The organism is Microcoleus sp. BM001215392 (assembly GCF_036700185.1).
Taxonomy (GTDB): Bacteria; Cyanobacteriota; Cyanobacteriia; order Cyanobacteriales; family Microcoleaceae; genus Microcoleus.
This window is the reverse complement of sequence record NZ_JAUBOJ010000108.1, coordinates 1-5,547: the sequence shown is the minus strand read 5'-3', so window position 1 is coordinate 5,547 and position 5,547 is coordinate 1. Positions and strand designations below refer to the sequence as shown.

At 46.4% G+C, this 5,547-nt stretch carries 6 protein-coding genes; 3 read left to right on the top strand and 3 right to left on the bottom strand.

The features are described from left to right. A partial coding sequence (locus QT974_RS13890) for a DUF4142 domain-containing protein (protein WP_333469059.1) occupies window positions 1-593 on the top strand: 593 nt, incomplete at its 5' end. A 139-nt stretch (window positions 594-732) separates the two neighbouring features. Here the strand turns inward: QT974_RS13890 and QT974_RS13885 are convergent. Then, entirely contained in the window at window positions 733-1,101 is a 369-nt protein-coding gene (locus QT974_RS13885) for a Lin0512 family protein (RefSeq protein WP_333469058.1), read from the bottom strand. A gap of 308 nt (window positions 1,102-1,409) precedes the next feature. Here QT974_RS13885 and QT974_RS13880 point away from each other — a divergent pair, with 308 nt between their 5' ends. After that, the gene (locus QT974_RS13880) at window positions 1,410-2,321 is read left to right on the top strand and encodes a branched-chain amino acid transaminase (RefSeq protein WP_333469057.1); all 912 of its coding nucleotides are present in this window, start codon (window positions 1,410-1,412) and stop codon (window positions 2,319-2,321) included. Between the two features lie 214 nt (window positions 2,322-2,535). Here the strand turns inward: QT974_RS13880 and fghA are convergent, their stop codons facing one another. Further along, window positions 2,536-3,387, bottom strand: coding sequence for an S-formylglutathione hydrolase (gene fghA, locus QT974_RS13875; protein ID WP_333469056.1), 852 nt, complete (start codon window positions 3,385-3,387; stop codon window positions 2,536-2,538). Between the two features lie 136 nt (window positions 3,388-3,523). Continuing rightward, entirely contained in the window at window positions 3,524-4,633 is a 1,110-nt protein-coding gene (locus QT974_RS13870) for an S-(hydroxymethyl)glutathione dehydrogenase/class III alcohol dehydrogenase (RefSeq protein ID WP_333469055.1), read from the bottom strand. Between the two features lie 78 nt (window positions 4,634-4,711). Here QT974_RS13870 and QT974_RS13865 point away from each other — a divergent pair, with 78 nt between their 5' ends. After that, window positions 4,712-5,395: an SDR family oxidoreductase gene (locus tag QT974_RS13865; RefSeq protein WP_333469054.1), complete on the top strand. Its 684-nt coding sequence runs from the start codon at window positions 4,712-4,714 to the stop codon at window positions 5,393-5,395. The last annotated feature ends 152 nt before the right edge of the window (window positions 5,396-5,547 follow it).

The following is a 5,547-nucleotide window of genomic DNA, read 5'->3' as shown; positions in this document are numbered from 1 at the left end:
ATCCCGATCGCTCTTCGGAAGCTCCTGTGAGCGATCCAAACAACAATACAAATCCTGGCGGCCGTCCTTTCGACTCTACTGTCCCCAGCAACAATAACGATCCCGGCCGTTCTCCCAGCTCTTCAACAGAAAAGAATTCTCCTAATTCTCTCAGCAGCAGAGACAGCAACTTTGTGATGCAAGCAGGTCAAACTGGTATGCTGGAAGTGCAGCTCGGCAGGTTGGCAGTGCAGCGCGGTTCTAGCAGTGCTGTAAAACAGTACGGGCAACAAATGATTGACGAACACACCCGGGTCAATCAAGAACTGATGCAGTTAGCAATGCAAAAGGGCATAGAAGTACCCAAGCAGATGAGCGGCCAAAACAAAGCTTTGAGCGATCGACTTTCGGGACTCTCGGGTGCAAGTTTTGACGCAGCTTACAAGCAGGCGATGATCGACAGCCACAATCAGGCTATTGCTTTGTTTAAGGCTCAATCTCAACAAGGACAAGATCCCCAGTTAAAGGCTTGGGCTACCCAGAAATTGCCCAACCTTCAGGCGCACTTGCAAATGGTCAACCAAATGTTGGCAGATGTCAGCGGGCCGCAATAATTAGCTAGAGTCCGATCGCACTTGCACGCGATCGGACTCTATTTTTGCTGCGGGAAACTTAGACTAAATTAATAATTTTCTCACCGACGGGCGATCGCACTTGCACGCCCGCCGATTTATTCAAACCACACACAATTAGTTACTGCTGATTGTCCACAAAAACAGTCACAGCCGCCACAGCGATTAACATTTCATCATTTTTATCATTCAGAGAGGCGATCGCCCTTCCGGGCACAATCATCCCCCCTGGCTCCACAATCAGAGTTTTGCTACCAAAAGGCAGCACCGCCAACACCTCCTCGTGTCGCACTTGTTCCGGGTAAGGAACAGCCACCTTCACCTCCACAATCATCTGATTGGGGTCAGTCAAACCCGCCACTTCCCAGACGCCTAGGAGAGCATTATTGGCGATCGCATTTCGTACAGCCCTAGCGGCCGCCACAGTCGGTTCCTGCCCGTGCTGGTCGATACCCATCCCCATTTCAATGATGAAACATTTACGTGCCACAGTTACCCCTTCATTGATTTTTGTTAATAGTCGTGAGCGCAGCCCTCTTCGAGAAGTGCACTTTTTCTCAAAACAATTATCAACCAAACCGAGCGCAATTTATATTATTTTATAAATCGTTATACCAACACAAGAATCATCCCAGTTCACAAAAAATAATCCAACAGCAGGCTATCTCAAAACCGATAGTTCATCAGTCATTGTCAATTCCAAATCCCAAATCCCAAATTTAAAATCGCATAACTTATGGTAATATAACCAAAATCACCATTCCTCGCGGACTGCCAAACTCATCGCCAGCTTGAATCATGGATAGTTTTCTCCCCATCGCCTACTTTCAAAACCAATTTCTGCCATTTACCGACGCCAAAATTTCCATAGCCACCCACGCCCTGCACTACGGAACCGGAGTTTTAGGCGGGTTGAGAGGAATTCCCGACCCCCAAAATGCCGATCGCATCTTACTATTTAGATTAGACCGTCACTGTCAAAGATTAAGTCAAAGTGCCAGCTTCCTCCACTGCGATATTCCCCCCGACAAAATCCAACAAGTAATCACTGATTTTGTTAAAAAAAATCAGCCTACAAAATCATTTTATATCCGTCCATTTATCTACACATCAAGTTTAGGAATAGCCCCCAGACTGCACAACGTAGAAACAGACTTCTTTGTTTACGGATTAGAACTTTCCGACTACTTGCCAAAAGAAGGAGTTAACTGTAGAATTAGCTCTTGGTACCGTCAAGAAGACCGCAGCTTACCTCTAAGAGGTAAAATTAGCGGCGCCTACATCACCTCAGCCCTAGCTAAAACAGAAGCAGTAGAATCCGGCTTCGACGAAGCGATTATGATGAACACCCAAGGAAAGGTCAGCGAAGCTTCAGGAATGAACATATTTGTCGCCAGAAACGGTAAATTAGTTACTCCCGGTTTCGAGCAAGATATTCTGGAAGGAATCACCAGAGATAGCGTAATCACCATCGCCCGAGACTTAGGAATTGAAGTCACAGAAAGACCCGTTGACAAATCAGAACTGTTGATTGCAGACGAGATTTTCCTGTGCGGAACCGCCGCCAAAATTACGCCAATTAACCGAATAGAAAACTATCAATTGCCGAAAAACCGACCCATCACTGAAAAGATTTTGGACAAACTGACGGGAATTATCGAAAATCGCGATAGCAAGTACAAAGAGTGGGTATTTCCCATTGGTTTGTAGTGAAGACTTCAGTGGTTCGTAGTGAGGACTTCAGTCCTCTCCGGACTAAAATCCTTAATACGAACCTGGGAGGACTAAAGTCCTTACTACGAACCTGGGAGGACTAAAGTCCTTAATACGAACCTTTAGGACTAAAGTCCTTACTACGAACCTGGGAGGACTAAAATCCTTACTACGAACCTGGGAGGACTAAAGTCCTTACTACGAACCTATTTTACTTGCACAAGGCAGCCGCATGATGGCGAATGTGATCCTCCATAAAACTAGCCACAAAATAATAGCTGTGATCGTAACCTTCCTGCATCCTTAAAGTCAGCGGCTGTCCCACTTTTGCACAAGCAACAGCAAACGCATCCGGCAATAATTGCCCGTCAGCTAGATACGAATCATCCGTACCGCAGTCAATCAAAATCGGACGCTTGTATTGCTTTTGGCGAACTAATTCGCTCGCATCCCAAGCCTTCCAACTCTCCCGATCGCCACCGAGGTAGTGTCCAAATATTTTTTGTCCCCAAGGGCTGCGCACAGGGGCGCAAATAGGCGCAAAAGCCGAAACTGAAAGATAGCGATCGCCGTTTTTTAACGCGCAAATTAAAGCCCCGTGTCCGCCCATCGAATGACCGAAAATCCCCTGCTTTTCCGGTATCACCCGAAAGTTTGCCGCGATTAAATTCGGCAACTCATCAACCACATAACTGTACATTCGATAGTGAGAATTCCAAGGTGCGGCTGTCGCATCCACATAAAAACCCGCACCGCTTCCCAAATCCCAATCATCATCTTCGCCGGGAATGCCAGTATTGCGCGGGCTAGTGTCGGGCGCCACCAGCATTAACCCATATTTTGCTGCCCATTGTTGCGCCCCCGCTTTTGCCATAAAGTTCTCTTCCGTACAGGTTAAACCTGATAGAAAGTACAGGATTGGTACGGGTTTTGTTTTGGCTTGTGGTGGCTGATAAACAGTGAATTTCATGTCGCTGTTGCAGGCGAATGATTGATGGCTGTAAAAGCCGAGTTGGCCACCGAAGCTTTTATATTGTTTTTCCAGTTTTAATGATTCGGACATAGTAATTGGTAATTGATAATTGGGAATTGGGCATTGGGCATTGGCCAAACAGGGCATTAAGGATTGGGAAATTGATTGTCATTGTTCAAATAACAAATAACAAATAACCAATAACCAATAACGAATAACCAATAATTCAAAATGTCAAAACAGTGCGAATTACTTTGCCTTGGTGCATCAAATCAAAAGCTTCATTAATTTGCTCGATCGGCATTACCTGAGTAATCAAACTGTCAATATCAATTTTACCATCCATGTACCAATCAACAATCTTCGGAACATCGGTTCGGCCCTTCGCGCCACCAAAAGCCGTGCCTTTCCACACTCTACCAGTTACTAATTGAAACGGGCGGGTGCTAATTTCTTGCCCGGCTCCCGCTACCCCGACAATCACGCTCACACCCCAACCTTTGTGACAGCATTCCAAAGCTTGGCGCATCACGTTAACGTTGCCGATACATTCAAAAGTGTAATCAGCTCCGCCTTTGGTTAAATCTACTAAATAAGGCACTAAATCGCCCTCAACTTCGCGGGGATTTACAAAGTGAGTCATGCCGAATTTTTCCGCCATTGCTCGTTTGTCGGGATTCATATCTACGCCGACAATCATATTAGCTCCCACCAGGCGCGCTGCTTGAATTACATTCAAACCCACGCCGCCCAAACCAAAAACTATGACATTAGAACCAGGTTCTACTTTCGCCGTATTGATGACAGCGCCGATGCCAGTTGTAACGCCGCAGCCGATCAAACAAACTTTGTCAAAGGGAGCGTCATCGCGAATTTTCGCTACGGCAATTTCTGGCAATACTGTATAATTAGCGAAGGTAGAAGTTCCCATGTAATGGAAAATTTTCTCGCCATTAATTGAAAATCTGCTCGTCCCGTCGGGCATCACGCCTTGTCCTTGAGTGAGGCGAATTGCTTGACAGAGATTCGTTTTGCCACTCAAACAATATGTGCAGTTGCGACATTCGGGAGTGTAAAGTGGAATTACCCGATCGCCCTTTTTGACACTTGTCACTCCCGCCCCCACATCCGCAACAATCCCAGCTCCCTCGTGGCCGAGAATTGCCGGAAACAAACCCTCGGGATCGGCGCCAGAAAGAGTATAAGCATCAGTGTGACAAACACCCGTCGCTTTAATTTCTACCAGCACCTCACCATCTCGTGGCCCATCTAGATCGACCGTTTCAATGGTCAAAGGTTGGCCGGCACTGCGAGCAACTGCTGCTTTTACTTTCATGCTTTCCCCCTGGGATGATTTGTTAAATGCTCCGTCAATATGTATTCTATTACTTAATCTAAAAATTGCACCAACTCTATGACAAAATTAATTGTAATTACCGGAGTCAGTCGCGGTCTCGGTCTCGCCATGACCGAAAAGTTTATTGAATTGGGACACACAGTTTTAGGATGCGCCCGCTCTTCCCAAGCCGTGGAACAACTCAACCAAAAATATAGTGCGCCCCATCATTTTACTTGTTTGGATGTTGCCAGCGACGAGCAAGTCAAAGCTTGGGCTACAGAAATTATGGCTCATCAGCAACCGCCAGATTTGCTGATTAACAATGCAGCTATCACTAATTATTCCGCGCCGCTTTGGAATATCAGCAGCGAAGAGTTCTCTCAAGTAATTGATGTTAATATTAAAGGAACCGCGAATGTAATTCGCCACTTTGTCCCGGCAATGATTGCTCGAAAAAGTGGCATCATTGTCAACTTTAGTTCGGGTTGGGGAAGGTCAACTTCGCCGGAAGTCGCGCCCTATTGCGCTTCTAAGTGGGCGATCGAAGGATTGACGCGATCGCTCGCCCAAGAACTCCCGCGAGGCATGGCAGCGATTCCTTTGAATCCCGGCATAATTCACACAGATATGCTGGAAATCTCTTTCGGAGAACACGCAGCAAGTTACACACCTGTCAAAGCATGGGTGCAAAAAGCAGTGCCTTTTTTACTGAAATTGAAACCTTCGGATAATGGCGTGCCGATGACCGTTCCGGGATAATATAGCAACAGAAAGCAGAATTTGCGAACATCTCTCTTTTCTACTCCTCTGCGCCCTCTGCGCTCTCTGCGGTTAAATAAAAAAAGGGAGCATCCCAATTGTGCAAACATATCCGCAAGGGCGAAGCATTCGCGCCTGTATCCTATCGACTA

Excerpts from the sequence above, each read along its gene's own strand:
- QT974_RS13865 (WP_333469054.1), top strand. The coding sequence starts at position 4,712 with ATGACAAAATTAATTGTAATTACCGGAGTCAGTCGCGGTCTCGGTCTC.
- fghA (WP_333469056.1), bottom strand. The coding sequence starts at position 3,387 with ATGTCCGAATCATTAAAACTGGAAAAACAATATAAAAGCTTCGGTGGC.
- QT974_RS13870 (WP_333469055.1), bottom strand. The coding sequence starts at position 4,633 with ATGAAAGTAAAAGCAGCAGTTGCTCGCAGTGCCGGCCAACCTTTGACC.
- QT974_RS13880 (WP_333469057.1), top strand. The coding sequence starts at position 1,410 with ATGGATAGTTTTCTCCCCATCGCCTACTTTCAAAACCAATTTCTGCCA.